21 protein-coding genes and 1 riboswitch are annotated in these 25,776 nt (G+C 60.4%); of the genes, 7 read left to right on the top strand and 14 right to left on the bottom strand.

The window, feature by feature from the left end; all coding sequences use genetic code 11:
* The first annotated feature begins 15 nt into the window (after window positions 1-15).
* Window positions 16-1,545 carry an AhpA/YtjB family protein gene (locus ACYZT2_RS03825; protein WP_461970269.1) on the top strand — a complete coding sequence of 510 codons (1,530 nt, stop codon included), beginning with the start codon at window positions 16-18 and terminating at the stop codon, window positions 1,543-1,545.
* A 359-nt stretch (window positions 1,546-1,904) separates the two neighbouring features.
* Here ACYZT2_RS03825 and ACYZT2_RS03820 read toward each other — a convergent pair whose 3' ends face one another.
* The 9 genes from ACYZT2_RS03820 to ACYZT2_RS03780 all read right to left on the bottom strand — a co-directional run bounded on the left by ACYZT2_RS03820 (window position 1,905) and on the right by ACYZT2_RS03780 (window position 11,356).
* The gene (locus ACYZT2_RS03820) at window positions 1,905-2,621 is read right to left on the bottom strand and encodes a PqiC family protein (RefSeq protein WP_461970267.1); all 717 of its coding nucleotides are present in this window, start codon (window positions 2,619-2,621) and stop codon (window positions 1,905-1,907) included.
* Between the two features lie 176 nt (window positions 2,622-2,797).
* Window positions 2,798-5,065, bottom strand: a complete 2,268-nt coding sequence (gene parC / locus ACYZT2_RS03815; RefSeq protein WP_461970265.1) for a DNA topoisomerase IV subunit A — start codon at window positions 5,063-5,065, stop codon at window positions 2,798-2,800.
* Window positions 5,066-5,075: 10 nt separating this feature from the next.
* Window positions 5,076-5,597, bottom strand: a complete 522-nt coding sequence (locus ACYZT2_RS03810; protein ID WP_461970263.1) for a retropepsin-like aspartic protease family protein — start codon at window positions 5,595-5,597, stop codon at window positions 5,076-5,078.
* Complete coding sequence (locus ACYZT2_RS03805; RefSeq protein ID WP_461970261.1) at window positions 5,594-6,583, bottom strand: esterase-like activity of phytase family protein; 990 nt, start codon at window positions 6,581-6,583, stop codon at window positions 5,594-5,596. The genes ACYZT2_RS03810 and ACYZT2_RS03805 overlap by 4 nt, the downstream gene beginning before the upstream one ends.
* A complete protein-coding gene (gene parE, locus ACYZT2_RS03800) occupies window positions 6,583-8,487 on the bottom strand; it encodes a DNA topoisomerase IV subunit B (protein WP_461970259.1) in 1,905 nt (634 codons plus the stop codon). The genes ACYZT2_RS03805 and parE overlap by 1 nt, the downstream gene beginning before the upstream one ends.
* 99 nt (window positions 8,488-8,586) lie before the next feature.
* Window positions 8,587-9,195 carry a YqiA/YcfP family alpha/beta fold hydrolase gene (locus ACYZT2_RS03795; protein WP_461970257.1) on the bottom strand — a complete coding sequence of 203 codons (609 nt, stop codon included), beginning with the start codon at window positions 9,193-9,195 and terminating at the stop codon, window positions 8,587-8,589.
* 186 nt (window positions 9,196-9,381) lie between these two features.
* Window positions 9,382-10,197, bottom strand: coding sequence for a 3',5'-cyclic-AMP phosphodiesterase (gene cpdA, locus ACYZT2_RS03790; RefSeq protein ID WP_461970255.1), 816 nt, complete (start codon window positions 10,195-10,197; stop codon window positions 9,382-9,384).
* Window positions 10,198-10,295: 98 nt separating this feature from the next.
* Window positions 10,296-10,748 (bottom strand): DUF1249 domain-containing protein, encoded by a 453-nt coding sequence (locus tag ACYZT2_RS03785; protein WP_008004854.1) that lies wholly within the window; start codon window positions 10,746-10,748, stop codon window positions 10,296-10,298.
* Window positions 10,739-11,356, bottom strand: coding sequence for an NUDIX domain-containing protein (locus tag ACYZT2_RS03780; protein WP_253546810.1), 618 nt, complete (start codon window positions 11,354-11,356; stop codon window positions 10,739-10,741). The genes ACYZT2_RS03785 and ACYZT2_RS03780 overlap by 10 nt, the downstream gene beginning before the upstream one ends.
* A gap of 252 nt (window positions 11,357-11,608) precedes the next feature.
* Here ACYZT2_RS03780 and ACYZT2_RS03775 point away from each other — a divergent pair, with 252 nt between their 5' ends.
* Window positions 11,609-12,355, top strand: coding sequence for an RsiV family protein (locus ACYZT2_RS03775; protein WP_461970252.1), 747 nt, complete (start codon window positions 11,609-11,611; stop codon window positions 12,353-12,355).
* A 136-nt stretch (window positions 12,356-12,491) separates the two neighbouring features.
* Here ACYZT2_RS03775 and thiC read toward each other — a convergent pair whose 3' ends face one another.
* On the bottom strand, window positions 12,492-14,381 hold the full coding sequence (thiC, locus tag ACYZT2_RS03770; protein WP_123721515.1) for a phosphomethylpyrimidine synthase ThiC: 1,890 nt from the start codon (window positions 14,379-14,381) through the stop codon (window positions 12,492-12,494).
* Between the two features lie 166 nt (window positions 14,382-14,547).
* A riboswitch (TPP riboswitch) is annotated at window positions 14,548-14,653 on the bottom strand.
* Between the two features lie 193 nt (window positions 14,654-14,846).
* Here thiC and ACYZT2_RS03765 point away from each other — a divergent pair.
* Window positions 14,847-16,286 carry a TolC family outer membrane protein gene (locus ACYZT2_RS03765; RefSeq protein ID WP_461970249.1) on the top strand — a complete coding sequence of 480 codons (1,440 nt, stop codon included), beginning with the start codon at window positions 14,847-14,849 and terminating at the stop codon, window positions 16,284-16,286.
* 107 nt (window positions 16,287-16,393) lie between these two features.
* On the opposite strand, the gene waaA is transcribed toward ACYZT2_RS03765, so the two are convergent.
* Together waaA and ACYZT2_RS03755 are read right to left on the bottom strand one after the other, a co-directional pair.
* Window positions 16,394-17,671: a lipid IV(A) 3-deoxy-D-manno-octulosonic acid transferase gene (gene waaA, locus ACYZT2_RS03760; RefSeq protein ID WP_461970247.1), complete on the bottom strand. Its 1,278-nt coding sequence runs from the start codon at window positions 17,669-17,671 to the stop codon at window positions 16,394-16,396.
* A 22-nt stretch (window positions 17,672-17,693) separates the two neighbouring features.
* Window positions 17,694-18,584: a LysR family transcriptional regulator gene (locus tag ACYZT2_RS03755; protein ID WP_461970245.1), complete on the bottom strand. Its 891-nt coding sequence runs from the start codon at window positions 18,582-18,584 to the stop codon at window positions 17,694-17,696.
* Between the two features lie 103 nt (window positions 18,585-18,687).
* On the opposite strand from ACYZT2_RS03755, the gene ACYZT2_RS03750 reads away from it, so the two are divergent.
* From ACYZT2_RS03750 to ACYZT2_RS03735, 4 genes are all read left to right on the top strand, one after another.
* Window positions 18,688-19,020, top strand: a complete 333-nt coding sequence (locus ACYZT2_RS03750) for a DMT family transporter (protein ID WP_008004867.1) — start codon at window positions 18,688-18,690, stop codon at window positions 19,018-19,020.
* Window positions 19,021-19,154: 134 nt separating this feature from the next.
* A complete protein-coding gene (locus tag ACYZT2_RS03745) occupies window positions 19,155-20,330 on the top strand; it encodes an NAD(P)/FAD-dependent oxidoreductase (RefSeq protein ID WP_461970243.1) in 1,176 nt (391 codons plus the stop codon).
* Complete coding sequence (locus ACYZT2_RS03740) at window positions 20,327-21,139, top strand: aldo/keto reductase (protein ID WP_461970241.1); 813 nt, start codon at window positions 20,327-20,329, stop codon at window positions 21,137-21,139. Before ACYZT2_RS03745 ends, ACYZT2_RS03740 begins: the two co-directional genes overlap by 4 nt.
* Before the next feature lie 32 nt (window positions 21,140-21,171).
* A complete protein-coding gene (locus ACYZT2_RS03735) occupies window positions 21,172-22,140 on the top strand; it encodes a metal ABC transporter ATPase (RefSeq protein ID WP_461970239.1) in 969 nt (322 codons plus the stop codon).
* A 108-nt stretch (window positions 22,141-22,248) separates the two neighbouring features.
* Here the strand turns inward: ACYZT2_RS03735 and hldE are convergent, their stop codons facing one another.
* Together hldE and msbA are read right to left on the bottom strand one after the other, a co-directional pair.
* Window positions 22,249-23,673, bottom strand: a complete 1,425-nt coding sequence (hldE, locus tag ACYZT2_RS03730) for a bifunctional D-glycero-beta-D-manno-heptose-7-phosphate kinase/D-glycero-beta-D-manno-heptose 1-phosphate adenylyltransferase HldE (RefSeq protein ID WP_461970237.1) — start codon at window positions 23,671-23,673, stop codon at window positions 22,249-22,251.
* A gap of 267 nt (window positions 23,674-23,940) precedes the next feature.
* Complete coding sequence (gene msbA / locus ACYZT2_RS03725) at window positions 23,941-25,743, bottom strand: lipid A export permease/ATP-binding protein MsbA (RefSeq protein WP_461970235.1); 1,803 nt, start codon at window positions 25,741-25,743, stop codon at window positions 23,941-23,943.
* Window positions 25,744-25,776 lie beyond the last annotated feature (33 nt).

Genomic DNA, 25,776 nt, shown 5'->3' with positions numbered 1-25,776 from the left:
AAGAGCCGAGCTCAAGTGAACCGGCCCACGCCAGTAAAAACCGATAACTTCTTTCTGCTGATCTTCCGGGCACTGCGTCATCGCCGTGTACCGATCGCATTGCGCATTGCCAGCCATAACGTGATCCTGGTCGCTCTGGCCCTGGTGATCTATGCCTGCGTGATGGGTTTGCAGTTCAAGCAGGCCATGCACGAGCAGGCGGATGCCCTGGGCGAAAGCCTGACCACCCAGACCGCGACCTCGGCCACGGAACTGTTGGTGTCCAACGACATCCTCAGCCTGAACGTGCTGCTCAACAACCTGACCAAGAACAAACTGGTGGCCCACGCCGCCATCTACAGCGTGGATAACCGCATCCTCGCCGAAGCCGGTCAGCGTCCCAAGCATAGCCTGCTGGGCGAAGCCGAAGGCATGTACCAGAGCAAGATCACTTTCCAGGACGTGACCGCCGGGCAACTGCGCATCAGCCTGGACATGGATCAGTTCCAGCAGCCGATGACCATCAGCCTGCAAAGCATGGGCATTCTGAGTGCGATTCTGCTGGCGCTGTCCCTGGCCTTGAGCCTGCGCCTGGGACGCAATCTCTCCACACCGCTGATGCAATTGCGGGTGTGGTTGCGCAATATCGACGAATACACCCCGGCCACCGAGCGTCAGGATGAGGTCGGCGACCTCGCTCGCCAGCTGCACGCCAATTTTGCGCCAGAGCCGGCCGAGCCCGAGCCCGTGCCGGAACCCGAGTTCGACGACAATGATTACGACGAGCAAGCCGATCCGGCTTTCGAAGTGCGCAACCTGCGTGATCCGAGCTTCGATGAAACCAAGTCTGTAGCCGGGCTCAAGCCTGCGCCACGGCGCATTGTCAGCACCGTCGAAGACGATGAGGACGACGAAGATCCGTTTGCCGATCTGCGTGACGACTCGACAGACAGCGCACCAAAACCAGTCGTAAAGCCGCAGGTATCGAACCTGCCGCAGCACAGCGCGGTACTGGCCGTGCAACTGGGCGCGCAAGATCAGCTGCGCCGCCTGCCCCGCGCACGCCTGGAAGAGTTGCTGAAGCGCTATCGCGATTGCCTCGATCAGGCTGCGTCGCTGTACCAGAGCGAACTGCACACCCTGAACGATGGCAGCACGCTGATGCTGTTCCACACCGAAGACAGCGGCGACGACTACCTGACCAACGCCATCTGCTGCGGTGAGTTGCTGCGCGCCCTGGGTCATCAGTTGCAGATCGAAGTCGCCGACAGCGGCATCACCCTGCAATTGCAGCTGGGCCTGACGCTGGGTGACGAACTGTTCGGTTTGAGCCAGATCGACCTGCTGCTGACTGAAGCAGCTCAGGATGCACTCGCCCTGTCGCAACACAGCCGCAACCTGTTGCTGGTGGAGCGCAAGATCAGTGACGACGCGCTGATTCGCCAGCGTGCGCGGATCCGGCCGATCGCAAGCCCGGAGGGTGCATGCTGCGTAGAGCGCTTGATGGAGCCTTATCCGTCGATGCTGGAGCGGCAGTTGGCGCGGATGCACGAACGCCGGGCGTAAGGCTGAGCCCTGCTGTAAAGAAGCCCGCAAATGAGTGTTCGTCTGCGGGCTTTTTGAGGACTGTCTGAAAAGATCGCAGCCTTCGGCAGCTCCTACAAAGTTCGCATGCACCTGCAAGGCCGCGGTCTTCACGGTCCCTGTAGGAGCTGCCGAAGGCTGCGATCTTTTGATCCGGCTTTTTGTTGCCTGGCCCGGCCCCTTCGCGGGCAAGCCTCGCTCCTACGGATCCGTGCGAGGACTGACGCATTCCTGTAGGAGCGAGGCTTGCCCGCGAAGAGGCCAACAGCAGCGCTAGATATCTCAATCCGCAGAAACAACAAAACCCGCAAAGGCGGGTTTTGCTTTGGATCAATCCAGGCTCAGAACCTGAACACTTCCATATCCGTGCGAATCGGCGAAGCCATCGGAATCTTCTGTTGTTTCTCCGGCTCGGCTGTCGGTGCCACAGGCTTGTTAGCCGGCTTGCGTGGCGGCGCTTCGGCAATCGGCGGCTGGTTGGCCAGTGGCTTGAGCGCCGTCGACAGCTGCTCAGCCAGACGCTGCAGCAATACACCCTGAGCCTGAACCTGAGCCGCAGTTCCGCCGGCGTGCTGCTCCTGCAGATGAATGATGCGGTTATCGCGCACCTGACCACGACGATCAATCAAGCGCCATTGCGCATCAAGGATTGCCGGTTGCGACACACCCGAGTCCAGACGCGTGATCGTTAGCAGAACCTGAACATCCGGCGTGAAGCCTAATGTCGCCGGTGCCAGGACAACGCGCTGGCTGTCCAGATGGCCGGCCACCTGACGCAGCAACAGCTGATCGATGTCGGACGACAGGCTACCCGCCCAACGACCATCAACCGAAGCTTGCAGGCTGCCATCGGGCTGACGCTGCAACAAGGTTTCGCGTTGCAGGTAATCGGCAACCGTTACCGGGCCCAGCAATACCGCCATGCCCGCGCTTTGCGCAGGCTGAGCCGGACTTCCGCTGTCCAGCTGATACAGCGACACCGGTTGGTGAACGCTGCAACCCGCCAGGCCAAGAACGCCAGCGAGCATCAAAATAAAAGGAAGGCGCAGAGCAGTCATCGTCCCATCCAGGTGGCTGCCACAAGGCTAACCACAGTGAAAATACTCAAAAAATATGAAGAACGCTCGGCCACGCCGGCGCTTGAAAGGCCATATCATCCGTGAATATGCGTTCCGACTCCAGCGGCAAAGCGTCGATCTACGCGTTAAATCGTAGATCGAGCGCTCTAGGACGCTTAATTGAGGTTTTCGACGAACAGCGCATCAACCCTCTGAAAGCCCCGTGGAAGTTTGTTACCGCGACGCCCACGCTCACCTTTGTAGTGTTCGAGGTCGTCCGCCTTCAGCGACAAGGTGCGTTTTCCGGCCTGCAACACCAACGTGGCACCCTCCGGCAAAACGGCAATGTCCGTGACATATTCTTCGCGACTGGCAACACGTTCACCGGAAATCCCGATGATCTTATTCCCTTTACCTTTACCTAATTGTGGCAGATCGCTGATTTTGAAAATCAGCAGCCGACCTTCGGTGGTCACCGAGGCCAGCCAGTTGTGCTCACGATCGGCTACCGGGCGCGGCAGAATCACTTTGGCGTTGTTCGGCAAACTCAACAGGGCCTTGCCCGCCTTGTTCTTGGCTTGCAGGTCTTCACCCTTGACTACGAAACCGTAACCGGCGTCGGACGCGATCACGTATAGCGAATCGTCTTCAGGCATCAGCACGCATTCGAAACTCGCCCCTGGCGGCGGCGTCAGGCGGCCGGTCAGCGGTTCGCCCTGGCCACGGGCCGATGGCAGCGTGTGTGCAGCCACCGAATAGCTGCGACCAGTGGAGTCGATAAACACTGCAAACTGGTTGGAACGACCGGACGCCAAGGCCTTGAAACCATCCCCGGCCTTGTAGGAAAGCCCGGTGGCGTCGATCTCGTGGCCTTTGGCGGAGCGAACCCAGCCTTTTTCCGACAACACGACCGTCACTTTCTCGTTCGGCAGCAAATCGTGCTCGGTCAGGGCCTTGGCTTCGGCGCGCTCGACGATTGGCGAGCGACGGTCGTCACCGTAGGTTTCGGCGTCCTTGATCAGCTCGGTGCGGACCAGTTTTTTCAGCTTGGCTTCGCTGCCTAGCAGGGCTTGCAGCTTGGCTTGTTCCTTGAGCAGTTCATCCTGCTCGGCACGCAGCTTCATTTCTTCCAGTCGCGCCAACTGACGCAAACGGGTGTCGAGGATGTAGTCGGCCTGGATTTCGCTCAGGGCGAAACGCTCGATCAACGCGGCTTTCGGGTGCTCCTCGGTGCGGATGATGTGAATCACTTCATCCAGGTTGAGGTAGGCAATCAACAAACCGTCCAACAGGTGGAGGCGACGCTCGACCTTGTCGAGGCGGAATTGCAGGCGGCGACGCACGGTCTGCACCCGGAACTCCAGCCACTCGACCAGCAGCGCCCGCAGGTTTTTCAACTGCGGCTTGCCGTCCAGACCGATGATGTTGATGTTGACCCGGTAGCTCGACTCCAGCTCGGTGCTGGCGAACAGGTGCTGCATCAGCGCATCGTGATCGAAGTTTTTCCGCGCACCGGGAATGATCACGATGCGGCATGGGTTTTCGTGGTCGGACTCGTCTCGCAGGTCAGCGATCTGCGGGGCTTTCGACGGTTTGGCCTGCATCATGGCCGCGATCTGTTCCAGCACTTTGGCGCCCGAAACCTGATGCGGCAGCGCGGTGACGATGATGTCGCCATCTTCGATGTGGTACACGGCGCGCATGCGCACCGAGCCCTTGCCGGTTTCGTAGATTTTCAGCAAGTCGGCGCGCGGCGTGATGATTTCCGCTTCGGTCGGGTAATCCGGGCCCTGGATGTGTTCGCAGAGCTGCTCGATCGTGGCTTTCGGCTCGTCCAGCAAGCGCACGCAAGCGGTGGCGACTTCGCGCAGGTTATGCGGCGGTACGTCGGTGGCCATGCCCACGGCAATACCGGTGGTGCCGTTGAGCAGAATGTTCGGCAGACGAGCCGGCAACACCAAAGGCTCTTCCAGCGTGCCGTCGAAGTTCGGGCCCCAGTTCGCGGTGCCCTGGCCCAGTTCGCTGAGCAACACTTCGGAATAACGCGACAGCCGGGCTTCGGTGTACCGCATGGCGGCGAAGGACTTCGGATCGTCCGGCGCACCCCAGTTACCCTGGCCGTCGACCAGCGTGTAGCGGTAGCTGAACGGCTGGGCCATCAGGACCATGGCTTCGTAGCACGCCGAGTCGCCGTGAGGGTGGAACTTACCGAGCACGTCACCGACGGTACGCGCCGACTTCTTGTGCTTGGAATCGGCGTCCAGCCCCAACTCGCTCATCGCATAGATGATGCGCCGCTGTACCGGCTTCAGGCCGTCGCCGATATGCGGCAAGGCACGGTCCATGATTACGTACATGGAGTAGTTGAGGTAGGCATTTTCGGTGAAGTCAGCCAGTGACCGGCGTTCTACACCGTCCAGGCTGAGATCAAGGGAGTCGCTCATGCGGGCCTCATCAGTTCGTTGTCTGGCGCAGCAGCATGGTGCCACCGCGCTGGGTAAATTCAAGTTTGTTCAGTGCGCTCATGCCGAGCAGCACCTGATTGCCGTGCAAACCGGGCGCCACCAGCGCGCGAACGTCGCGCAGCACGATGTCGCCCAATTGCAGCCGGTCGAGGCGGGTTCGATAGCCCTCACTCAAGCCATTGGCCGTGCTCAGGGTCACCCCAAAGCCTTTTTCCAGTTTCAGCCGCTCGGCCACTTCGGCCGGGATCGCCACGTCGGTCGCGCCGGTATCGAGCATGAAATCCACCGGCTGACCGTTGATCTGGCCAGTGGCGATGAAATGCCCCTGACTGTTGCTGATCAGCTTCACTTCGATAAAACCTTCGCCCTGCTCGGAGCTGACGACGGTGTTGGGATTTTGCTGACGCGCCTCCCACTGAGCGAAAAACCGCGTTGCCAGAAACAGCGCGGCGCACCAGGCCAACACCATCAACACTCGACCGGCGCGTTTGCCCGGCGGTTGCTGACTCATGGCTGGGCACTCCAGCCACCTTCAGGTGCGGCAAAGCGCCAGACAATCGGGCGTTTCTCGCCGTCGACGCGCGAACCATTATTGTTGTCGATACCGATCCAGGCACCGTCGGCGTCCACGATCAACGCTTCCGCCAAGCCAAAGGGCTGTGGATAACGACGGTTTTCCTGCAGGGCCTCAGCGACAAATGACCAGCAGCGCTCGACCTTGGTCGTCGCCGCATCACGACGGCAAACCTGAAAGGCATTGCGCTCAAGGGTAAACAATTTGCCGTCAAACAATGACAGATCGGCAAAATCCCGGGAGCGCGCGCGGGCCTTGGGAAATTGCGCTGGCTGCATGTCCACCCCTGCTTCACTCAACAGCACACAACCACCCTTGCAGTCCCAGACCGTTTGCTGGCGCTTGATCAGCAGCAAACCGCGGCGCTCACGTTCGGCGGCCAGCCACAGCGTGTCACCGGCCGGATTGATCGTCAGCCCCTCAAACAACGCATTGAAGTGCAGCAACATACCGCTGGCCCGCGCTTCGCGAACCAGCATCGGCGAGATTTTCAGCCAGGACGCAGGCCCGATTGGCGGAACTTGCAGCACCGCGGCATGCGCTTCGCTGACGATGTAACGATTGCCGGCGCTGTCGCAGGTGATGCCTTCGAAATCCAGACTTCCGCCTCGCACGAACGATGCCACCCAGGTCCGCGAACGCAAGCCCCAGGGCAAACCGCTGTCAGGCGTCAGGGGTACGTCGATGCGCACGGTTTCGGCCTGCCAGGTAGTGTGGCGGGTGTCGAGTCGATAGATTTGATCATCGTCCCGATCCGAAACAGTCCACAAATCCTTGCCGCACTGGGCTAGCCCCGACAGATTACCGCCGCGCATGCCATCGACGGCATGCTCGGACAACAGGCGCAGCTCGGGTGCGGGCTCCGCCGAAACCGTTACCGAGGTCAGCAGCAACGCACACGCCAGGGCCCAGCCAAATCGCATCAGCCCAGAACCTCGGCCAGGTTGCCCTTGGACTCCAGCCAGGACTTGCGATCGCCGGCGCGTTTTTTCGCCAGCAGCATGTCCATCATTTCCGAGGTCGCGTCGAAATCTTCCAGCGTCAACTGCACCAGACGCCGCGTGTTCGGGTCCATGGTGGTTTCGCGCAGCTGCGGCGGGTTCATTTCACCCAGACCTTTGAATCGGGTGACCTGTGGTTTGCCGCGTTTCTTCTCGGCTACCAGACGATCGAGAATGCCATCGCGCTCGGCCTCGTCGAGGGCATAGTAAATTTCTTTGCCCAGGTCGATACGGTACAGCGGCGGCATGGCGACGTAGACGTGACCGGCATCCACCAGCGGGCGGAAATGCTGGACGAACAAGGCACACAGCAATGTGGCGATATGCAGACCGTCGGAGTCGGCGTCGGCGAGGATGCAGATCTTGCCGTAACGCAACTGGGCGATGTCCGCCGAGCCCGGATCGACACCGATAGCCACGGCGATGTTGTGCACTTCCTGACTGGCCAGCACTTCGCTGCCGTCGACTTCCCAGGTGTTCAGAATCTTGCCGCGCAATGGCAGGATCGCCTGAAATTCTTTGTCCCGCGCCTGCTTGGCCGAACCGCCGGCGGAATCACCTTCCACCAGGAACAGCTCGGAACGCATCGGGTCCTGCCCGGCGCAATCGGCGAGTTTGCCCGGCAACGCCGGACCCGCAGTGATGCGCTTGCGCTCGACCTTCTTGCTGGCCTTCAGACGACGGCCGGCATTGTTGATCGCCAGTTCCGCCAGCAGCATGCCCATTTCCGGATGTGCATTGAGCCACAGGCTGAAGGCATCCTTGACCACACCGGATACGAACGCGGCCGCTTCACGGGACGACAGGCGCTCTTTGGTCTGGCCGGAGAATTGCGGCTCTTGCATCTTCATCGACAGCACGAAAGCGATGCGTTCCCAGACGTCTTCCGGCGCCAGTTTCACGCCACGAGGCAGCAGGCTGCGGAATTCGCAGAACTCGCGCATCGCATCGAGCAAGCCCTGACGCAGACCGTTGACGTGGGTACCGCCCTGGGCCGTCGGGATCAGGTTGACGTAGCTTTCCTGAACGCTGTCGCCGCCCTCGGGCAACCACAGCAACGCCCAATCGACCGCTTCTTTATTACCGGCCAGGCTGCCGCAGAACGGCTCGTCCGGCAGGCGTTCGAATTCGCTGACCGCGTCCACCAGGTAGGAGCGCAGACCGTCTTCGTAATGCCATTCGACTTTCTCGCCGGTGGCCTTGTCTTCAAAACTGACCAGCAGCCCCGGGCACAGAACGGCCTTGGCCTTGAGCACGTGTTTGAGGCGGCTGATGGAGAATTTCGGTGAATCGAAGTACTTCGGGTCCGGCGCGAAGAATACGCTGGTGCCGGTGTTGCGCTTACCGACGGTGCCAATCACTTCCAGCTCGGTCTTTTTGTAGCCATCGGCGAAGGTCATCTGGTATTCGTTGCCGTCACGCTTTACGCGCACCCGGACTTCGGTCGACAAGGCGTTGACCACGGAAATACCCACCCCGTGCAGACCGCCGGAGAACTGGTAGTTCTTGTTGGAAAACTTGCCGCCCGCGTGGAGCTTGGTGAGGATCAGCTCGACGCCCGACACGCCTTCTTCGGCGTGGATATCCACCGGCATGCCGCGGCCGTCGTCGCTGACTTCCAGGGAGTGATCGGCGTGCAGGATGACCTGCACCGAGGTCGCGTGCCCGGCCAAGGCTTCGTCGACGCTGTTGTCGATGACTTCCTGGGCGAGGTGGTTCGGCCGACTGGTGTCGGTGTACATGCCGGGGCGTTTGCGCACCGGGTCGAGGCCCGAGAGGACTTCGATGGCGTCTGCGTTATAAGAGCTAGCGCTGGGAGTGGCCATGGGGTCTCGTCGTCCGCCTGTAAAAAGTGTTCTGTGAAAAAGAGAGTTCTGAAAAAAAGTGTTCTGAAAAAAAGTGTTCGGTGAAAAAGAGGCGACAAATCACAGTGCAGTGAAATCAATCGCCTGATACAAATCTGCGCCGATGCCGGCAAAACTCAGCATTGCCGGCAATTGCTCGGCAAACCCCTGGAAACTATGATCGCCGCCCGCCTGGATACGTAAGGCACAGGCCCGGTAATACTGCTGGGCGAGGCGATAATCCAGCGTTTCATCGCCGGTCTGCAACCATACTTGAAACCGCTGCGGATCCTTGGGCGCCGGCACTTCCAGCTCGGCCAGGGCCGTCACGTGGTCGTGGGTCAATTCCCAAGTCTCATCGGTATACAGATTTTTCTGCGTTCCCAGGAACCCGTCGAACATCCGGTGCGGGCTGACGGCAGGGTTGATCAGCAGGGCTTTCAAGCCATGGCGCTCGGCCAAGTGAGTCGCATAGTAGCCGCCGAGTGAGCTGCCGACCAGCAATGGCCGCCCCAGCTCGACAATCGCCTGCTCCAACTGAGCGATGGCCTCGCGGGGATGGTGATGCAAGGCCGGCACACGCAACTGATCGCTCAAGCCCAGCCGTTCCATCACATTGATCAACTGACAGGCCTTTTTCGACGCCGGCGCGCTGTTGAAGCCGTGGATATAAAGGATCGAACCAGACATTTGAGCCCCCTGCGCATCGGGTAAAGAGGCGCAGTTTACAGGGTGTCGGGAAAATCGGGGATATGCGTGGAAATCAGGTTGTCTTGGCGGACGCCATCGCGAGCAGGCTCGCTCCCACAGGGGTATGCATTCCAATGTGGGAGCGAGCCTGCTCGCGATGACCGCACCTCGGTCTTTTCTGAGTGTTCAGTAGCCGTTAGAGCCGTAATCGACCTGAAAATCGAAACCGGTGATGCGCTCAACGCCAGTTTCCAGCCGACCATCCGGCAACAGCCGCAACCACCGATACCCCGGCGCCTGCTCGCTTACCTTGAAATCATCACTGCCCGGCTCGAACTGAATGCAGGTCGAGGGCGATGCGATCAGGCGCACACCATTGCGTACCTGGTCAATTTCCTGATGCACATGCCCCCACAACACCGCACGCACCTGTGGAAAGCGATCCAGCACCGCGAACAACGCTTCTGGATTGCGCAACCCAATGGGCTCCATCCACGCACACCCGATCGACACCGGATGATGATGGAAACACACCAAATGATGCCGCTGCGGCGCCTCACTCAATGAACGGGCCAGCAACTGCAACTGCTCATCCTGCAAATACCCCGGCACCGAACCCGGCACCGCAGAATCGAGCAACGTAACCCGCCAGTTACCGACGTCCACCATCGGCTCCAGCAACGCACTTTGCACCGCCGCCTCGGCCATGCTCTGCGGCTCGTCATGATTACCGGGAATCCAGCGTGCCGGCGCATCGATCTGCCGGGTCAGGTCACGAAACAGCTGATACGACTCCAGCGTCCCGTCCTGGGAAAGATCGCCACTGGCAATGATCAGGTCGATCTGCGGCTGCTGAAGCTTTACCAGCTCAATGACCTTTTGCAGGCTGTCACGGGTATTCATGCCCAGCAACGTCCCGTCCGCCTCGGCAAACAGATGGCTATCGGAGAGTTGCACCAGCAACGCCGAATCGGCGGTGGTCAATGTGGATACGCTCGGCAAGGCGTTCTCCCAGGGCGTGATCACGGGATGGATAAGTGCCGCAATTATGCTGGGGGAGGATCAAAAGAGGAAACCTGTGAACCGGACGCAGTTCACAACTACCGAACGACTGCGTACTCGTGCCCACATGCCAGACAGTGACTCAGCCATTCCCCCAGGAACAGATTGAGCTGAGCCTTTTCATCCGGCTGATGCATCGCGGCGTTCGGGTAAGGATAGATGCCCCGGAAGCGTCGTGCATGTTCGGCGCTGACCACTTCGGCCATGCACGCGTCGTGATACACCTGAACTTCCAGTTGCGGCACCGGCAGCCACGGCAGGCTGTGTTCCTGGCGCACTTGCAGGGTTGTGGTGTACGGACAGACCTGCAGCACTTCGAGGGCCAGCACGCCAAGCATCTGGTCGCCGTGGGTCACGGCAATGCGCCGCGCCTGCGGCTCGTTGCGCATGTCCGGTAGCAGTCGCATCAGGCGCGCGTAGTTGGCCTCGCAGGAGGCTTGCAGCCCCACGAGGTCGATCCGGTAGCGATCGCGCAGCTTGTTTACGACCATAACCCCCTCACTTCAACGCGGTTCAAAGCCAGCCATTGCAAGGCGATGATGCTTGCCGCGTTGGCGATACGTCCGTCGCGTACGGCTTGCAGGGCATCTTCGAACGCCCAGACCGTGACGCGAATATCTTCTGCCTCTTCCTCCAGCCCATGCAGGCCGCCGACCCCGGTTGTCTCGCAACGCCCCAGGTACAAGTGCACGAATTCATTGCTGCCGCCCGGCGATGGAAAATATTTGGTCATCGGCCAGAGCGCCCCGAATACAAGCCCAGCTTCCTCCTGCGCTTCACGGTGAGCAACTTCTTCCGGCACCTCATCCTTGTCGATCAGACCGGCGACCAGTTCGATCAGCCACGGATTGTCGATCTTCCCCATGGCGCCGACGCGAAACTGCTCGATCAAGACCACTTCATCACGCTGCGGATCGTAAGGCAGCACGCACACCGCATCATGGCGCACGAACAGTTCACGATTGATCTCGCGACTCATGCCGCCGGCGAACAATTCGTGGCGCAAGTGCACGCGGTCGAGCTTGTAGAAACCCTCGTAGCACTTTTCGCGCCGAACAATATCGACGGCGGTCGGAATGGCGTTGGCAAAATCAGTCATGACAATCCTCATTACTGCAAATCCGATACGAGGTTCCTTTTTGTTACTTGCAATGTTACTTGCATTGTTACTTGCAACCTCGACTTCGCGCCATCCTAACGCGCCCGCGATGTTTGATGCAGCCCCTTTCCAGTCAGCGGGATAGACGGTGAGGGCGAAACCAACTCTAATTAGCTTAGTGGCGAACTGACTGCTTCGTTGAGAGTCGAAGCGGGTAACTTTTCGCCTTTCCCTGTTTTATCAAGGACGCCCATGTCGCTTTTTAAAATCGCCTCCGTGGCCGCAATCGCCCTGACCCTGGGCGCCTGCCAGAGTTTGTTCCAGCCCAACTATCGGGCGCCGCTGGAAACTACCCGCGACGCATCGGAACAGTTGAAACCAGGCTGCGCCAACCCTGAATGCCCGTTGGTGAATATCGATACGCTACGTTTCCCGGACGAGCCTGCGCTTGACGGCCTCATCGAGAAACGTCTGCTGCAAATGACCCGCACCTCACCCGAAGCCCCGGTAGCGCCGACGCTGGCGGCATATCGCGAGCAGTTTTTGAGCAGTGCCGGCCCGCGCTACAGCAGCTACCTGCAAGCCAAGGTACGTGAGCAGCATGACGGCTTGGTGATCGTTGAGTTGTCCAGTTACCTGGATACCGGCGGTGCCCATGGCACGCCGGGCCGCGGCTTCATCAACTATTCACGTCAGCAGCATAAAGCGCTGACCCTCTCGGACATGTTGATCCCGGGGCAGGAAGAGGCGTTTTGGAAAGCGGCCCAAGTGGCACACAACAGCTGGCTGATCAGCACCAAACTCGATCAGGAACCGGAGTTCGTAAAGAGCTGGCCTTTCGTGAAAACCCAGAACGTGGCGCTGACCTACGGCGGGGTGATCCTCAAGTACGAAGTGAGCACCATCGCGCCTTACGCATTGGGCCACGTCGAACTGAAGATCCCCTACCCGCGTCTGAACGGTATTCTCAAGCCCGAACTGTTTCCCGGCCGTAGCTGAGGACTACCTGTAGGAGCCAGGCTTGCCGGCGAAGGCGCTGTGTCAGACAAACCGCCTTCGCGGGCAAGTCGGATCGCCGCACCGCTCGCTCCTACAAGAGCTGCGCCAGTCTCGAGGGCTGGCGCAGCGGATCAGATCAAACCTTCTTGTACAACTGACTGCCTTCCTGCTTGAACCGCTCGGCCTGTTCCGCCAATCCCTGGGCAACTTCCGCATCCACCGTTTCGATCCGCTGGTTGGCCGCGTATTCACGGACTTCCTGGGTGATCTTCATCGAGCAGAATTTCGGCCCGCACATCGAGCAAAAGTGCGCGACCTTGGCCGAATCCTTCGGCAGGGTTTCGTCGTGGTACGAACGCGCGGTGTCCGGATCGAGGCCCAAGTTGAACTGGTCTTCCCAACGGAATTCAAAACGCGCCTTGCTCAAGGCATTGTCGCGAATTTGCGCGCCCGGGTGCCCCTTCGCAAGGTCGGCAGCGTGGGCGGCGATCTTGTAGGTGATGATCCCGGTCTTCACATCATCCTTGTTCGGCAGGCCCAAGTGTTCCTTCGGCGTCACGTAGCAGAGCATGGCGCAACCGAACCAGCCGATCATCGCCGCACCGATGCCGGAGGTGATGTGGTCGTAGCCTGGGGCGATGTCGGTGGTCAGCGGGCCGAGGGTGTAGAACGGCGCCTCGTCGCAGCACTCTAGCTGCTTGTCCATGTTCTCTTTGATCAACTGCATCGGCACGTGGCCCGGGCCTTCGATCATGCATTGCACGTCGTGCTTCCAGGCGATCTTGGTCAGTTCGCCGAGGGTTTCCAGCTCACCGAATTGTGCGGCGTCGTTGGCGTCGGCAATCGAGCCCGGACGCAGGCCATCGCCCAGCGAGAAGCTGACGTCGTAGGCCTTCATGATTTCGCAGATGTCTTCGAAATGGGTGTAGAGGAAGTTTTCCTTGTGATGCGCCAGGCACCACTTGGCCATGATCGAACCACCACGGGAGACGATGCCGGTCACGCGTTTGGCGGTCAGCGGCACGTAGCGCAGCAGTACGCCCGCGTGGATGGTGAAGTAGTCGACGCCCTGCTCGGCCTGCTCGATCAGCGTGTCGCGGAACAGCTCCCAGGTCAGGTCTTCAGCGGCGCCGCCGACTTTTTCCAGGGCTTGGTAGATTGGCACGGTACCGATCGGCACCGGCGAGTTACGGATGATCCATTCACGGGTTTCGTGAATGTGTTTGCCGGTGGACAAGTCCATGACCGTGTCCGAACCCCAGCGAATGCCCCAGGTCAGTTTCGCCACTTCTTCTTCAATGGACGAACCCAAGGCGCTGTTGCCGATGTTGCCGTTGATCTTCACCAGGAAGTTACGGCCGATGATCATCGGTTCCAGTTCGGTGTGGTTGATGTTGGCCGGAATGATCGCGCGACCGCGGGCGATCTCTTCACGGACAAATTCCGGCGTGATGATTTTCGGCACGCTGGCGCCGAAGCTGTAGCCTGCGTGTTGCTGGTCCAGCAAGCCAGCGGCCCGGGCCACTTCGAGCTTCATGTTTTCGCGGATGGCGACGTATTCCATCTCGGCGGTGATGATGCCTTTACGGGCGTAATGCATCTGGCTGACGTTGGCCCCGGCCTTGGCGCGGCGCGGGTTATTCACGTGGGCGAAACGCAGCTTGGTCAATTCCGCATCGGCCAGGCGTTCCTGACCAAAGTTCGAGCTCAGGCCGGGCAGACGCTCAGTGTCGCCACGGGATTCGATCCACGGTGAACGCACATCGGCCAGGCCTTTGCGCACGTCGATGATGACGTTGGGGTCGGTGTATGGGCCCGAAGTGTCGTACACAACGACAGGCGCGTTGATCTCACCGCCGAAGTCGGTCGGGGTCACGTCCAGGCTGATTTCGCGCATCGGCACGAGGATGTCGGGGCGAGTGCCCTGGACATAAATTTTTTGCGAGCGGGTAAACGGCTGAACCGATTGCTGATCGACCTTGGCCGAGTCACTCAGATTGGTTTCGATTTTTGATTTTGTAGTCATCACGGGCTCTCCAGACACACATCCAGGCAGTGGATTTTTGTCGGAGCGAACCTGTAAACGAATGGACGCACGGGCGCTGGAAAAACCAGCTGGTGCTGTGCTCGGTGCTCGAGGGGTGTTCGATTGTCGAACAACATCCCGGACGAAGCACAAGAGGACTCGCCGGGTGACGAGAAATCTTGTTCCCTACGCAGGCGTCAACCTGATCAGGTTCAACGGGATCCGAAATTATTCGATCTCAGCCTCATAGCAAGGCACCCCGACAAGAACCCGGTCAGTCTAGACACAACCGGCAAAGAACGCCAACACCGCTGCAAACACCATGATGAATGGCGCAATTACAGGATTGTTGTCGTACGAGCGTGCAACTACACTCGCTACGCCGTGCTGCGCCTTGACGCTGCAGGGCGCCGCGCCGTAGCCTTGGCGCTCAAATTATCAGTGTAATTTTTTAGGGATGGCCTCATGCTGCGCAAACTCTCACTGGCCCTTGCCGTGTCTTGTGCGTCCAATGGAATGGCCTGGGCAGCTGAAGCGCCCTTATCGACCAAGACTGACCTGGTCAGCGTCTATCAGGAAGCAGTGGACAACAACGCCGACATCGCCGCCGCCCGCGCTCAATACGGCGCCCAGAAGGAAGTCGTGCCCCAGGCTCGCGCCGGACTGTTGCCCAACCTGTCCGCCGGTGCCGACCTGAACAACACCCGCACCTCACTCGACCAGCCATCGCTGACCTCGACCCGCAGTGGCACGGTGTATCAGGCGACCCTGGCGCAACCGATTTTCCGCGCCGACCGCTGGTTCCAGTTGCAGGCTGCCAAGGATGTCAACGAACAGGCAGCCCTGCAACTCTCGGCCACCGAACAGAACCTGATTCTGCAAAGCGCCGAAAGCTACTTCAACGTGCTGCGCAGCCAGGACACCCTGGCCTCGACCAAGGCCGAAGAAGCGGCATTCAAGCGTCAACTCGACCAGTCCAACGAGCGCTTCGACGTTGGCCTATCGGACAAGACCGATGTGCTGCAATCCCAAGCCAGTTACGACACGGCCCGGGCCAACCGGATTCTTGCTCAACGTCAGGTGGATGACGCGTTCGAAGCGCTGATCACCCTGACCAACCGCCAGTACAACTCGATCCAGGGCATCGTCCATACCTTGCCGATCCTGCCGCCGGCACCGAACGACGCCAAAGCCTGGGTCGATACCGCCGCCAAGCAGAACCTGAATTTGCTGGCCAGCAACTACGCGGTGAGCGCCGCCGAGGAAACCCTCAAGCAGCGCAAGGCCGGACATGCGCCGACCCTGGATGCGGTCGCGCAATACAAGAAAGGTGACAACGACGCCCTCGGCTTTACCAACCCGAGCCCGAACGGCGTGCGTTACGGCGGCGATGTCGAGCAGCGCACGGTCGGCCTGCAATTGAGCATCCCGCTCTACAGCGGCGGCCTGACCAGCTCGCAGGTGCGTGAGTCCTACTCGCGGCTGACTCAGTCCGAGCAGCAACGCGAAGCCCTGCGTCGTCAGGTCGTGGAAAACACCCGCAACCTGCACCGCGCCGTGAACACCGACGTCGAGCAGGTGCAGGCCCGCCGGCAGTCGATCATCTCCAACCAGAGCGCAGTAGAAGCAACCGAAATCGGTTATCAAGTGGGGACGCGTAATATCGTTGACGTGCTCGATGCCCAGCGTCAGCTGTACACCTCGGTGCGCAACTACAACAACACCCGCTACGACTACATCCTCGACAACCTGCGCTTGAAGCAGGCCGCCGGCACCTTGAACCCGGGGGATTTGCAGGACCTGACGCGTTATCTCAAAGCCGACTACAACCCGGACAAGGACTTCCTGCCACCGGATCTGGCCAAGACTGCGGCGGAGCAATTACGGGCTAATCCTTCCCAATAACAGCAAAAAGTCAAAAGATCGCAGCCTTCGGCAGCTCCTACATTGGGATTGATGTACACCCCGTAGGAGCTGCCGAAGGCTGCGATCTTTTTTTGCGCAGCTCGGTCTTAACGCTCGATCAACCGCCCCAACCCATCCAGCAACCGCTGCAACGCACCCTGATTGGTGCGCATCACTTTCAGCCCGGCCTCTGCCATCCGCTGCGCATCGCTTGGCAATTCGAACAGCCGCTGCACCGCCAGCGCCAGACCTTCGGCATCATCGACCTCGGCCAACGCCCCGGCACTGCGCAACTGCGCGGCGATTTCGAGGAAGTTGAACAGGTGCGGCCCACTGAGCACCGGTTTGGCCAAGGCCGCCGGCTCCAGCAGGTTATGACCGCCGTTCGGCACCAGACTGCCACCGACGAACGCGCTGTCGGCCAACGCATAGAGAAACAGCAACTCACCCATCGTGTCGCCCAGCAGCACCGAAGTGCTTGCGGTAACCGGCTCGCCTGTCGAACGCCGCACCGTGGCGAAACCCTGCTGTTGGCACAATTCGAACACCGGGTTGAAACGTTCCGGATGACGCGGCACCAGAATCAGCAAGGCATCGGGATGACTGGCCAGCAGCCGACGATGGGCCGCCAGCACCACCTCGTCTTCGCCTTCATGGGTACTCGCGGCGATCCACACCGGGCGATCCTGCGCCTGCCACTGCGCGCGCAATTCGCCCGCACGCTGCAGCAGTTGCGGGTCGATGGTCAGGTCGAACTTGATCGAACCGGTCACTTCGACGGTTTCCGGGCGCGCGCCCAAATCCCGGAAGCGCTGCGCCTCGGCTTCGGTCTGCACCGCGAACAGGCTCATCTCGGCGAGCATCGGCCGGGTCAGTTTATGGAAGCGGCCATAGCCTTTGGCTGAGCGCTCAGACAGTCGCGCATTGGCCAGGGCCACGGGAATCCCGCGCTTGGCGCATTGGTGGATATGGTTGGGCCAGAGTTCGGTTTCCATGATCACCGCCAGTTTCGGCCGGGCCCGATCAAGGAATCGCGCCGCGGCGCAAGGCAAGTCATAAGGCAAATAGCAGTGCTGGATGCGCGGCTCGTTGGCGAACAGTGCCTGGATGCGCTCGGACCCGGTCGGGGTCATGCAGGTGACGGTGATCGGCAGCGTCGGATAGCGTTGCAGCAAGGCACGAATCATCGGCGCCGCAGCGATGCTTTCGCCCACCGACACCGCGTGCACCCAGAGGCCGTCCGGCTTCATCACGGGCAGCGCGAGGGAGAAACGTTCGCCAATGCGTTTGGCGTACGCCGGCGCCTTGCGCGCCCGCAACCAAAGCCGAATCGCTACCAATGGCAGCCCCAGGTAAAACAGCGCGGTGTAGAGAGTTCTATTCATGGCGGCGGAGTTTATCGGTTTTTTAGCCGATCGCCTGCAAGTGCACGGCAAAACGTTCCGCCAGCCAACGAGCCGCCGGGCCGAGGGGCTCGTCGCGGCGCCAGACCAGCTCCACGATCAACGCCGGCGGGGTCCATTCGCTGACCAGTTCGACCATTTGATTCTGATAGGCCGGGTACTGCACCACGTTTCTCGGCAACCAGGCCCACCCGAGGCCGCGCATCAACAATTCGGCCATCACGTAAAAGCTATCGGCCCGCCAGACCTGCGGACTGGCCGGCTCGCTGCCGGGATAGACACTGGATTGAGTGGCCATCAACAGCTGCCGATGCTGGGCCATTTGCTGGCAGTTGACGCTACCCTGGGCCGCCAAAGGATGGTCGACACCGCAGACCGTGACCATTTCAATGCTGCCCAACACTCGCCGTTCAAGGGCTTCAGGGATCTGATCGTGGTAGAACAGCAACCCCAGGTCGGCCTTACGCTCTACCAGTTTGCGCGCCACATCACCTTGAGCACCGTTGGACAGCTGAACCTCCAGGCTGGGAAACTGCTCTGCCATTGCTTCAAGGCTGTCGATAATCGGTTGAAAAGGCATCGCCTCATCCTGAGCCAGACGCAGGCGCGCTTCCTGGCCCTGCATCATCGCCAGTGCCCTGCCGTTGAGCCGTTCGCATTGGCGCAAAACCTCCCGCGCCTCCTCCAGCAAGGCATTGCCGGCTTCGGTGAGTTTCGGCTGACGACCACTGCTGCGATCGAACAGGCTGACGCCCAAGTCCTCTTCCAGCAGCGCAATCGAACTACTGACCGCCGACTGTGCCTTGCGCTGATCCCGCGCCACCGCGGAAAACGAACGCTGTTCCGCGACGCTGACAAACAAGCGCAGCTGTTCCAGATTCCATTGCATGTTCATGGCCAAACCCATCTTCATAACAGATAGGTAATGACTTTACCGCATCTGGCGAATCTCTAGAATGCCGACCTCAGAAAGCAACACTTCACACGAGGATTGACCCATGACCGCTTACTACTACCTGGCCATCGCCATCTGCGCCGAAGTGATCGCTACCGTATCGATGAAAGCGGTCAAGGGTTTCAGCACGCCACTGCCGCTGCTGCTGGTCATCGTCGGTTACGGCATTGCGTTCTGGATGCTGACCCTGGTGGTGCGCAGCGTGCCGGTGGGCGTGGCCTACGCGGTGTGGGCCGGCATGGGGATCGTGATGGTCAGCGTCGCGGCGCTGTTTATCTACGGGCAGAAGCTGGACGTGCCGGCGATGCTGGGGATGGCGCTGATTGTGCTGGGTGTGGTTGTAATCCAGCTGTTCTCGAAGACCGCCGGACACTAAAGCCGAAGCACGATCCATTGTGGGAGCGAGCCTGCTCGCGATAGCGGTCTTGCATCCATCCGATTGATCTCCAACAATCCCCTTTTCTTCGAGTCTGTATACTGCGCCCTCGTCTTGAACACTGAGGTCGCTGCATGCCATCTGTTATTTCCACCGACGTTCTGATTGTCGGCGCTGGTGTCGCCGGCCTCTGGCTGAATGCGCGCCTGCGCCGCCAAGGTTTTTCAACCGTGCTGGTGGAAAGCGCCAGCCTCGGTGGCGGGCAGAGCCTGAAGTCCCAAGGGATCATCCACGGTGGCGCCAAGTATGCGTTGCACGGTGCCCTGACCGGCGCCTCGGAAGCCATCGCCGACATGCCGCGGCGCTGGCGTGAAGCGCTGGCCGGCGACGGCGAACTGGACCTGTCGGGTGTACGCGTGTTGTCTGATGCTCACTATCTCTGGTCCCCCGGTACCCTCGCCGGCAATCTCACCAGTTTTTTCGCCAGCAAAGCCGTGCGCGGACGGGTCGATCAGGTCAAGGGCGAGCAACTGCCACCAGCCCTGCAAGACAAGCGTTTCAAGGGCAAGGTCTATCGCCTGGCGGAATTGGTGGTCGACGTACCTAGCGTGATTCAGCGCCTGGCCGATCTGGCGGGCGATGGTCTGCTGGCCGGTCAGCACATCGAACCGCTGCTGGAAAACGGCGAACTGGTCGGCTTGAAAATCGACGAACGCGAGATCCGCGCCCAGCGCATCGTCCTCAGCGCCGGTGCCGGCACCACCGACCTGCTCAAGGCGCTGGGCCTGAGCCAACCGGCGATGCAGCGGCGTCCCCTGCACATGATCATCGTCAAAGGCCCGGGCCTTAAACCGCTGTACGCCCATTGCCTGGGTGGAGGGCCGAAGCCGCGCATCACCGTGACCACTCACCCGGCCGCCGATGGCCAGTGGGTCTGGTACGTGGGAGGCGACATCGCCGAAGCAGAAGGTGTGGCCCGCGACCCTGCGGCGCAGATCGCCAGCGCGCAAAAAGAACTCGGCAACCTGCTGCCATGGATCGATTTGAGCACCGCACAGTGGGCGACCTTGCGGGTCGAACGCGCAGAGCCGCTGCAATCGGGCCTGACTCGCCCGGACAATGCCTTCCTCGCCGAGCAGAATCGCGTGCTGGTGGGTTGGCCGACCAAACTGGCCCTGGCGCCGGACTTCGCTGACCGCGTCCTCGCCGCACTGCAACGCGACGGAATTCAGCCGAGCCATCCGGTGCCGCTGCCGGAACTGCCGAAACCGCCAATGGGTGTCCCTGTCTGGGAGCAACTGCTGCCATGAGCCAACCCACCCTGCACGATCTGCATCGTCCTTTGGGCAGCACCGGCCTGCTGGTATCGCCTCTGGGTCTGGGCACGGTGAAACTTGGCCGCGATCAAGGGGTGAAATACCCCAATGGCTTCCAGATCCCTGACGATGACGACGCGCGCATGCTGCTCAAACTCGCGCGCGATCTGGGCATCAACCTGATCGACACCGCACCGGCCTATGGCCGCAGCGAAGAACGTCTTGGCCCATTGCTGCGTGGTCAGCGTCAAGACTGGGTGATCGTCAGCAAGGTCGGCGAAGAGTTTGCCGACGGCCAGTCGCGTCACGATTTCAGCGCCGCCCATACTCGCCTGTCAGTGGAACGCAGCCTGCAACGTCTGGAAACGGATGTTATTGATCTGGTGCTGGTGCATTCCGACGGCAACGACCTGGCGATCCTCAATGACAGCGAGGTCTACGCGACCCTCGCCGAGCTCAAGCGCGAAGGCAAGATTCGCGGTTTCGGTTTTTCCGGAAAAACCGTCGAGGGCGGCTTGAAGGCTCTGGAACAAGGTGATTGCGCGATGGTCACCTACAATCTGAACGAACAGAACGAGAAGCCGGTCATTGACTATGCTGCTGCTCACGGCAAAGCGATCCTGGTCAAAAAGGCCTTGGCCAGCGGCCACGTCTGCTTGAGCCCGGGCGTGGACCCGGTGCGCGCCAGTTTCGAGTTGTTGTTTGAACACCCGGGTGTGGCCAGTGCTATTGTCGGGACCATCAATCCGCTGCACCTCGCCCACAACGTCGCGACCGTTGCCCAGGTCCTTCGTAGCCATTGATGCCGCTCACGCGGCCTTAAGCAGGAGTCGACATGCCGCGTACGCTGATCAGAAAGAACCCGAGCAACTTCAAGACCCTGCCGTTATTCGTCGAAGCAACGCCCGAAGGCCTGAGTTATCAGAGCGTCGGGATGCCGCTGAATTTCTCCCAGACCCTGCAACGTCGCCGCCCGGTGACGGTGCCGGATAGCGAGCGGTTTGCCCTGGAGCTGGCGAACCTTGGGGTTTCGGTGCGCCTGACCCTGCATTGGCAGAATCGCGATTACTGGGTATTGGTGCGTCAGCGTCGGCAGGACCGCGGCGATGTGGTGCTCAAGTTGATCTCCGGTTATGTGCCGGCCCATGAGCTGAACCTGCCACTGCACACGGCGACCCAGGAAATTGCCGAAGAGTGCCTGTTGGAAACCCCGGAAGGCTGGCTCAGCGGGCGTTTCAATGACACCTGGCTGCCGGCGCCCTACTCGTCCGCCCTGCATTACCGCGAAGCCCTGCCGTTTCGCCTGACGCCGCTGTCTGGCTCGGCGCGGCCGGTGCGGTGCGCCAACAGACCGCTGATCGAGCGCCCACGGGCTTATGTGCATTTGCCGACTGCGTCGTTGCAATTGATCTATGACTTGCGCCTGGACGTGCCCAAGGAAGCCAAGTCCTTGAGCCTGTTCCATGTTGACGAACGGCTGGAGGGCGATCAACTGGTGGCCCGGCTTGATCGCAAACGTCCCGATTTGTATCTCATGCCATTGCAGGACGGCCAGCCGCTGGCTGAGCTCTATACCTTGAAAAAGGATCAGCTGTACCCGGCGAGCACCCGCGGGTTGTACCTGGCGGAGAGTTTTGCCCGGCAGGAAGGGTGGCTGGTAAAGGATGAGCGGATTCGCTGGAAAGACTGGGTGCGGCAACAGGGTTTGAGCCCGCCGGAGAAAGATTCCGGTTTGGCCCGCTTGCACGGAAAGGCAAAGCAACTGCTTAAAAGAATCGTGCCGCGCAAGAAAGTCAGCTCTTAAAGCAAAAGGTCAAAAGATCGCAGCCTCGTTTCACTCGACAGCTCCTACATTGGAATGCGATTCCCTGTAGGAGCTGTCGAGTGAAACGAGGCTGCGATCTTTTAGGCTTCACTCGGATTGGCGGATTTTCTCGACAATCGCGGTAGTCGAGCTGTTTTCCACCAGCCCCAGCACTTTCACAGTCCCGCCGTAAGCAGTGACGATGTCCGCTCCGACCACCTGGTCGATCCCGTAATCGCCGCCCTTGACCAGCACATCCGGCTTAACCTCGCGCAGCAGGTTTTCCGGGGTGCCTTCAGCGAAGCTGATTACCCAGTCCACCGCGCCAAGACCGGCCAGCACGGCCATACGACGGTCGACACTGTTGATCGGCCGACCCGGCCCTTTCAAGCGGCTCACCGACGCATCATCGTTGACCGCCACGATCAGACGATCACCCTGGGCCCGTGCCTGCTCGAGGTAGGTAACATGGCCGGCATGCAGGATGTCGAAGCAGCCATTGGTGAATACAATCTTCTCGTTGTGCGCACGTGCGTCGTCGACCGCCAGCAACAACTGCTCCAGCCCCAACACACCACGCTCGGAACCTTCTTCACGCTGAATCGCGCGACGCAGTTCCGGCGCGCTGATTGCCGCCGTACCGAGCTTGCCGACCACGATGCCCGCCGCCAGGTTGGCCAGGGCCACCGCGTGGGGCAGTTCTTCGCCAGCGGCAATTGCCGCAGCCAGGGTAGAAATCACCGTGTCGCCGGCACCGGTCACGTCGAACACTTCGCGGGCACGGGCCGGCAGGTGCAACGCCGGATGATCCGGTCGCAGCAAGGTCATGCCGTGCTCGCCGCGGGTCACCAGCAAGGCGCCGAGATCCAGGTCGTGCATCAGCTGCGCGCCCTTGCTCACCAGTTCGTGCTCATCGACGCAACCGCCGACGATGGTTTCAAACTCGCTGAGGTTGGGGGTGATCAGGCTCGCGCCGCGGTAGATCGAGAAATCCTTGCCCTTGGGATCGGCCAGCACCGGAATGCCACGGGCACGGGCGGCCTGGATCAGCACCTGATGATTTTTCAGCGCGCCTTTGCCGTAGTCGGACAGCACCAGCACCTTGATGCCTTCGAGCAGTTCGTCGACTTGCTCACCCAACGCCAAAGCGTCGGTGGAGAAAGGTTCTTCAAAGTCGATACGCAGCAATTGCTGGTGACGGCTCATGACCCGCAGCTTGACGATGGTCGGCTGGTGCGCAATGCGCTGGAACAACGCCCGCACACCGGCACCCTTGAGGCTATTGACCAGGCTGTCGGCCGCTTCGTCGTCGCCGGTCACACCGACCAGCGAAGCCGGCGCACCGAGCGCGGCAATGTTCAGGGCAACGTTGGCGGCACCGCCCGGGCGGTCCTCGATTTGCTCGACCTTGACTACCGGTACCGGCGCCTCAGGGGAAATCCGTGAGGTACCACCATGCCAGTAACGGTCGAGCATGACATCGCCGACCACCAAGACAGGGGCTTGATCGAATCGCGGCATGGACAACTTCATGGAGCAACCCACATACAAAATGAACAGGGACGCGATATTAGCACAGGGTTGGCGATGGCTTGCGTGACGGCTGCAACAGGATGAATCGGCGGAGGTCCCTGCTCATTTATTGAGCAGGAATACTGATAGCCGACGGCAAGCGTCCGCGAGTTGCTGATCCTGGGGGATCGATCTCGCACTCCGCTGTCAGCGTTGCCTTGGATACAAACACCAGACGCGTTGCACGCTGGTGAACGCGAGGGTGAGCCGGGCTCACCCTCGCAACGATCAGGCGATGTCTTCAGCCGGGGCATCGAGGCCCATGGCGTTCAGGCGAGCGTAATAACCGTTTTGCGCCAGAAGCTCGGCATGGGTGCCGCGTTCCACAATACGGCCCTGATCCATGACCAGAATCAGGTCAGCTTTCTCGATGGTCGACAGACGGTGAGCGATGACCAGAGTAGTCCGGCCTTTCATGACCTGATCCAGCGCGGCCTGAATATGCCGCTCGGACTCGGTATCGAGGGCCGAAGTGGCTTCGTCGAGGATCAGCAACGGCGCATTTTTCAGCAGGGCCCGGGCAATCGCCAGACGCTGGCGCTGACCGCCGGACAGCAATACGCCGTTCTCGCCGACCTGAGTGTCCAGGCCTTCGGGCAACTGCGCGATGAAGTCCATCGCGTAGGCATCCCTTGCCGCTTTTTCGATGTCTTCACGGGGAGCGCCGGCCAGATCGCCATACGCAATATTATTGGCCACGGTGTCGCTGAACAGCGTCACATGCTGGGTCACCTGAGCAATATGCTTGCGCAGGTTCAGCAGTTTGTACTGCTCCACCTCAACGCCATCGATCAGGATCTCGCCCTTGTCGTGGTGATAGAAGCGCGGAATCAGGTTGGCCAGGGTCGACTTGCCGCTGCCCGAACGCCCCACCAACGCCACCATTTGCCCCGGCTCTACCGTGAAACTGATGTCATCCAGTACCTGGCGCTCGGTGCCCGGGTAGGTGAAGCTCAGGTGGCACACATCCAGACGACCGCTGACGGCCTCACGCTCAACGGTGCCCTTATCGAGTTCGGGCTCGACGTCCAGTTGCTCGAAGATACTCTCGGCGCCGGCGACACCTTTCTGGATGGTCGAGCTCACTTCGGACAATTGGCGGATCGGCTTGGGTAACAGGCCCGCCAAGGTGATGTAGGCGACCATGTCACCGGCGGATGCATCACCGCGCAGGTAGAGTACCAGGAACATCAGCACCGCCATGGCGCTGTAAATCACCAATTGCAACAGCGGCGTATAGATGGCGCCCGTACGGGTCATGCGCAGTTGCTTGTCGGTATTGCCCTGACTGGCATTGTAGAAGCGCTTCTGTTCGTAAACTTCGCCGCCGAAGCTGCGCACCACGCGATAGCCCTGGATGGTTTCCGACGCCACGTGGGTTACATCGCCCATGGCGGCCTGGATCTTCTTGCTCTGTTTGCGGAATTTCTTGCTGGCGGTGCGCACCATCAAGGCGATCAACGGCAGGATCGCGACCATGACCAGCGTCAGGCGCCAGTTCATGAACAGCAGCGAGGCGAACAGGAAGATCACCGTCATGCCTTCACGGATTACGACCTTGATCGCATCCGTGGCCGCCCCCGTGACCATGGTCACGTTGAAGGTGATGCGCGAAATCAGATGCCCCGAGTTATGCTTGTCGAAGTAACGGTTGGGCAAGACCAGCAGATTGTTGAACAACTGCACGCGCAAGTCGTGAACCAGCCCGAGAGAAACCTTGGCCAGAAAGTAGTTGCCCAGATAAGATCCCAGCCCCTGCCACGCAGCGATCAGGATGATCAGCAAAGGCACCGCCTGCAGCAGTTGCAGGTCCCGCAGGTACGGTACGCTTGGAAACAGCACTGCTTGGGGGTTGGACAGGCCATCGACAAAGTACTTGAGGATGTAGCCGAGCATTGGCTGAGTCGAAGCGAAAATCAGAAAACCGACAATGCTGATCAGGAAGAGACTGATGTACGGCCGGACATAGCCGAGCAGGCGGAAGTAGATTTTCAAGCTCGATGGGCTTGCAGCGGGACTGGAGTCGGTCATATCACGCGAATGTCGATAAAAAGGACGCTGACT

Source organism: Pseudomonas sp. MDT1-85 (assembly GCF_054898065.1).
Note: the sequence above shows the minus strand (reverse complement) of the source record. Positions and strands in the feature narration are given on the sequence as shown.

Bases quoted from the DNA above. Each gene is read 5' to 3' on its own strand.
- ACYZT2_RS03820 (WP_461970267.1), bottom strand. From the start codon at position 2,621: ATGACTGCTCTGCGCCTTCCTTTTATTTTGATGCTCGCTGGCGTTCTT.
- parC (WP_461970265.1), bottom strand. From the start codon at position 5,065: ATGAGCGACTCCCTTGATCTCAGCCTGGACGGTGTAGAACGCCGGTCA.
- ACYZT2_RS03810 (WP_461970263.1), bottom strand. From the start codon at position 5,597: ATGAGTCAGCAACCGCCGGGCAAACGCGCCGGTCGAGTGTTGATGGTG.
- ACYZT2_RS03805 (WP_461970261.1), bottom strand. From the start codon at position 6,583: ATGCGATTTGGCTGGGCCCTGGCGTGTGCGTTGCTGCTGACCTCGGTA.
- parE (WP_461970259.1), bottom strand. From the start codon at position 8,487: ATGGCCACTCCCAGCGCTAGCTCTTATAACGCAGACGCCATCGAAGTC.
- ACYZT2_RS03795 (WP_461970257.1), bottom strand. From the start codon at position 9,195: ATGTCTGGTTCGATCCTTTATATCCACGGCTTCAACAGCGCGCCGGCG.
- ACYZT2_RS03785 (WP_008004854.1), bottom strand. From the start codon at position 10,748: ATGGTCGTAAACAAGCTGCGCGATCGCTACCGGATCGACCTCGTGGGG.
- ACYZT2_RS03780 (WP_253546810.1), bottom strand. From the start codon at position 11,356: ATGACTGATTTTGCCAACGCCATTCCGACCGCCGTCGATATTGTTCGG.
- ACYZT2_RS03775 (WP_461970252.1), top strand. From the start codon at position 11,609: ATGTCGCTTTTTAAAATCGCCTCCGTGGCCGCAATCGCCCTGACCCTG.
- thiC (WP_123721515.1), bottom strand. From the start codon at position 14,381: ATGACTACAAAATCAAAAATCGAAACCAATCTGAGTGACTCGGCCAAG.
- ACYZT2_RS03765 (WP_461970249.1), top strand. From the start codon at position 14,847: ATGCTGCGCAAACTCTCACTGGCCCTTGCCGTGTCTTGTGCGTCCAAT.
- waaA (WP_461970247.1), bottom strand. From the start codon at position 17,671: ATGAATAGAACTCTCTACACCGCGCTGTTTTACCTGGGGCTGCCATTG.
- ACYZT2_RS03755 (WP_461970245.1), bottom strand. From the start codon at position 18,584: ATGAACATGCAATGGAATCTGGAACAGCTGCGCTTGTTTGTCAGCGTC.
- ACYZT2_RS03750 (WP_008004867.1), top strand. From the start codon at position 18,688: ATGACCGCTTACTACTACCTGGCCATCGCCATCTGCGCCGAAGTGATC.
- ACYZT2_RS03745 (WP_461970243.1), top strand. From the start codon at position 19,155: ATGCCATCTGTTATTTCCACCGACGTTCTGATTGTCGGCGCTGGTGTC.
- ACYZT2_RS03740 (WP_461970241.1), top strand. From the start codon at position 20,327: ATGAGCCAACCCACCCTGCACGATCTGCATCGTCCTTTGGGCAGCACC.
- ACYZT2_RS03735 (WP_461970239.1), top strand. From the start codon at position 21,172: ATGCCGCGTACGCTGATCAGAAAGAACCCGAGCAACTTCAAGACCCTG.
- hldE (WP_461970237.1), bottom strand. From the start codon at position 23,673: ATGAAGTTGTCCATGCCGCGATTCGATCAAGCCCCTGTCTTGGTGGTC.
- msbA (WP_461970235.1), bottom strand. From the start codon at position 25,743: ATGACCGACTCCAGTCCCGCTGCAAGCCCATCGAGCTTGAAAATCTAC.